The sequence below is a fragment of the Pseudoalteromonas sp. ESRF-bin5 genome, assembly GCF_002632075.1.
GTDB lineage: Bacteria > Pseudomonadota > Gammaproteobacteria > Enterobacterales > Alteromonadaceae > Pseudoalteromonas > Pseudoalteromonas marina.
In genome coordinates this window covers 1-3,853 of record NZ_NTLW01000306.1, presented here as the reverse complement: position 1 = coordinate 3,853, position 3,853 = coordinate 1, and the positions used below count along the sequence as shown (strand labels likewise).

Here is a 3,853-nt window from a genome sequence, read left to right as displayed (position 1 = left end):
CACTTCAAAGCCATCCATTTGTGGCATTTGCAAGTCTAAAAACAGTACCTCTGCTAACCCGGCATGCACAGCATCTAGCGCTTCAACCCCATTTTTGGCTTCGTGAATTGTAATATCCCAATCTTCAGGAAGTGCGCGTTTAATTGTTTTTCTTGAAAGTGCTGAGTCATCAGCTATTGTAACCGGTATTGGCATACAGTCCTCGCTATACAATATTAGTACGTAACCTTCTGTTTTAGAGTAGAAGTAATTAGTAATTTTTGCAAAAAAATAGCCTAAAATTCGCTTTTTATGCTGGGTTTTAATTGTTTTTTTATGCATTTTAAATTGACGCTTTAATAAAGTTTGTTGCGATTAATAAAATCCGCCAATTCAGTTGTTTATAAGCCGAGGTTAGACTAAATTTAACCGTATATCAGATTTGGCTGGCTTTACTTTTATGCAAAAAACCTCTGAACTAGAAGAATTTAACAACAGACCTGCCCACATTTTATGCCTAGACGACGAAGCAAGTGTTTTAAAGTCACTTGTACGGCTGTTACGAATGAACAAATTTAATGTGGTTGTATCGACCGACGGACACGACGCACTTCAAAAAATGACAGCCACACAGTTTGATGTGGTCATAAGTGACATGCGTATGCCCAAAATGAGCGGCGCAGAGTTTTTAGCAAAAGCAAAAAAGCTAGCTCCTGACACTCAACGTATTTTGCTAACGGGCTATTCTGATCTAGAGTCAACGGTTAGTGCAGTAAACGATGGGGGTATTAACGCCTACATTCAAAAGCCTTGGCAAAACGATCACTTAATCGGTGTTATAAAATCAGCAGTTGAAAAGTTTCGCTTAAAAAAGCACAACGAACTACTTCAAGCGCATGTCAAAAAACAAAATGCGCAATTAACCGAACTGAATCAGTCGTTAGAACTCAGAGTAGAAAAGCGTACAAAGCAAATAAAACAAGTGCTCAGGCAGCTTGAAAAAGCAAATGAACGAGAAAAAAACGAGCATAAATCTACCGTAGAGCTGCTCTACAATTTTATCAATGCAAACCCTTATCTCGATGGCAACAGAGCACAAAACATTGCCAATACCTGTACGCATATAGCCTTGTATCTAAATGCATCGCAAAAAAGTATCGAACTTGCGCCAACTGCGGGTTACCTAGCACAAATAGGATTGCTAGCCATGGACCCCGATCTTTATAAAAAACCAGTGAATAAACTAACCGAAGTACAACGCAAAACCTTTTACACACATCCAAGCACCGCGCAGCTAATGCTTATGCCTGCACTGCATTTACAAGATGTATCTGATGCTATTTACTATCAATATGAGCGCTATAACGGCAACGGGTTACCTAAAGGGCTTTCGGGTAACAAAATACCCATTGGCGCCATGGTTTTAAGCGTTGCACGTGATTATTGGGAAGCCTATGAACAAAGTGTGGGCGACAACGAGGCCGAACATCACCAGCACGCACTCGACACTATAAAACTTTACAGCGGTACGTTTTATCATCCAAAAATTGTGCGAGCACTTGAAGCCAGCCACAACAAAATGAAAGAGAAGAAAAGCACAGCGGGTTCGGTCACTATTTGTAATGCTCAAGAGCTTAAAGAAAATATGGTATTGGGGAACTCGATACAAAGCCACACTGGCATTATATTACTGCCCAAAGGCCATGTGTTTAGCCGTAAATCAATTGAAAAGTTACAACAACTTGAAGCAAAAAAACCAACCCCCTTTAGAATTATGATTAAAAGCGCTAAATGATTGATCTAAAGCAGGCTTTTTTTCGTTACAATAAGCCTAAAATATACATATAACTTTGCTTGAAGGAGCACAACGTGTCGCGATTTTCTGCCGTAACCGACAATCCCCACGACGGGCGTTTTAATCAAAAAACGGGAATACTGCTTACTAACTTAGGGAGCCCAGACGCCCCAACAGCCGCGGCACTGCGTACCTACTTACGCGAGTTTTTATCTGACCCACGCATAGTAGAAATACCACGCCTTGTTTGGATGATCATATTACATGGCATTATTTTAAGAGTACGTCCAAAACGTTCAGCAAAGCTATACAAAAGCATTTGGACAGAAAACGGGTCGCCCCTCACGCACATTACGCGCCAGCAAAGCGAAAAGCTCAACACATTGTTAAAGCAAAAAGGCTACACAAACACCGAAGTTGTTATGGCCATGCGCTACGGTAATCCTTCAATAGAAGCTGGCCTTGAAGAACTAAGAGACAAAGGCCTCACGCGCATAATTATCATGCCAATGTATCCGCAGTATTCAAGCCCTACAACAGGGTCTACATTTGACGCTGTATCAAGCGTGCTACGCAAATGGCGCTGGGTGCCTGAGCTTCACTTTATAAACGGTTACCACAAAAACACCACTTATATTGAATCGTTAGCTAATAGCATAAGCGAAGATCTAGCAGCCAATGGGATGCCGCAAAAAATTGTTTTTTCGTACCACGGTATGCCAAAATTATTTTTAGACAACGGCGACCCGTACCATTGCCTGTGCTTACAAACAACGCGACTTGTTGTTGAAAAGCTTGGCCTTGATAAAGACAATGTCATTAGCACTTTCCAAAGCCGATTTGGTAAAGCAGAGTGGTTAAAGCCCTACACAGATGCAACGCTAGAAAGCCTGCCAGCCGAAGGAATTAAAGATGTGGCAATTATAAGCCCCGCTTTTAGCGCCGACTGCCTTGAAACACTAGAAGAGTTAGAAGGCGAAAACCGCGAAATATTTGAAGAAGCTGGCGGCGAAAAATACCGCTACATCCCAGCTTTAAACGACAGAGACGACCACATTGAAGCCATATTTGATGTGTTAAAACCAATGTTGTAATCAACTCAATATAAAAAGGCGTTAATATTAACGCCTTTTTTATGCCCATTATTCACAAAGAGGTTAAGAGACGCTGCGCTTTTAGAGTTAGTGAAAAGCCCATCATTTACAATGCCATGACTGAATTTACCTGTAGACGCGCAGCTTGCTGGCGTTTAAAAGCAACGCTTTTACGGGGTATAAAGTAATTAACTCACCACCGAGAAGTGAAGGAGAAGATCAGGAGAAGTGACCAAACCAATATTTTTTTAACTCTGTGTAGCGCAAAGCGCCTCGGTGTGATCTGTGGTTATATTTATTTTTAAATAACAAGAAGCTGCCGCTTCAAACGTGAGCAAGCTCTACGTCTACAAAAATAAACTAAACATTGGTATTGCTCGGCTCATTTACTTCTCATTATATTCTCTTTGTGCATTACAGTTTTAAAAGCCAATTGATCACAAAGAGGGTAAGAGACGCTGCGCTTTTAGAGTAGTAATTAAGTGACTCGTTATTAAAACCAATAACTTAAATCAAGTAGCTTTGCTCTTCTCATTTACTCCTCATTCACTCCTCTTTGTGCATTACAGTTTTGAAAGTCCATTATTTCTAAATTTACTGGTAGACGCGCAGCTTGCTGGCGTTTAAAAGCAACGCTTTTACGGGGTATAAAGTAATTAACTCACCACCGAGAAGTGAAGGCCAGGAGAAGTGACCAAACCAATATTTTTTAACTCTGTGTAGCGCAAAGCGCCTCGGTGTGCTCTGTGGTTATATTTATTTTTAAATAACAAGAAGCTGCCGCTTCTAACGTGAGCAAGCTCTACGTCTACAAAAATAAACTAAAACACCGCTTGTCACTTTAGCTGCTCATTTACTCCTCATTCACTCCTCTTTGTGCATTACAGTTTTGAAAGTCCATTATTTCTAAATTTACTGGTAGACGCGCAGCTTGCTGGCGTTTAAAAGCAACGCTTTTACGGGGTATAAAGTAATTAACTCACCA

Annotated in this window: 3 protein-coding genes; 2 read left to right on the top strand and 1 reads right to left on the bottom strand. The window is 40.8% G+C overall.

The window, feature by feature from the left end:
* On the bottom strand, window positions 1–321 hold a 321-nt coding region (locus BCG07_RS18715), incomplete at its 3' end, for a response regulator (protein ID WP_286891498.1).
* Between the two features lie 118 nt (window positions 322–439).
* Between BCG07_RS18715 and nosR the strand changes: the two genes are divergently transcribed.
* Together nosR and hemH are read left to right on the top strand one after the other, a co-directional pair.
* Window positions 440–1,774 (top strand): response regulator c-di-GMP phosphodiesterase, NosR family, encoded by a 1,335-nt coding sequence (gene nosR / locus BCG07_RS18710; RefSeq protein WP_286891496.1) that lies wholly within the window; start codon window positions 440–442, stop codon window positions 1,772–1,774.
* 74 nt (window positions 1,775–1,848) lie between these two features.
* Window positions 1,849–2,868: a ferrochelatase gene (gene hemH, locus BCG07_RS18705; protein WP_286891494.1), complete on the top strand. Its 1,020-nt coding sequence runs from the start codon at window positions 1,849–1,851 to the stop codon at window positions 2,866–2,868.
* Window positions 2,869–3,853 lie beyond the last annotated feature (985 nt).

Bases quoted from the DNA above. Each gene is read 5' to 3' on its own strand.
- nosR (WP_286891496.1), top strand. From the start codon at position 440: ATGCAAAAAACCTCTGAACTAGAAGAATTTAACAACAGACCTGCCCAC.